This is a genomic window from Pseudomonas sp. BJa3, assembly GCF_026343815.1.
Lineage (GTDB): Bacteria > Pseudomonadota > Gammaproteobacteria > Pseudomonadales > Pseudomonadaceae > Aquipseudomonas > Aquipseudomonas soli.
In genome coordinates this window covers 1-247 of the sequence record NZ_JAOXMC010000426.1, presented here as the reverse complement: position 1 = coordinate 247, position 247 = coordinate 1, and the positions used below count along the sequence as shown (strand labels likewise).

1 protein-coding gene is annotated in these 247 nt (G+C 72.9%); it reads left to right on the top strand.

The window, feature by feature from the left end:
- Positions 1–41: 41 nt before the first annotated feature.
- Positions 42–247: FAD-binding oxidoreductase (locus OH705_RS28285; RefSeq protein ID WP_416383612.1), on the top strand; the 206-nt coding region annotated here is incomplete at its 3' end.

The following is a 247-nucleotide window of genomic DNA, read 5'->3' as shown; positions in this document are numbered from 1 at the left end:
ATCGCTGGCACCCTGAGCGCCCCCGAAGATCCGCCCCCGCAATGAGCGATCCGCGCCTGCAATCCCTGCTCGACGCCGCCCCGGCGCTGCGCCTGAAGACCGACCCCGCCGACCTCGAACACTACGGCCGCGACTGGACCCGGCGCTGGACGCCGGCCCCGCTGGCAATCGCGCTACCGGCGACGGTCGATGAGGTGCAGGCCGTGGTGCGCTGGGCGAACGTGCACGGCGTAGCGGTCGTACCCTC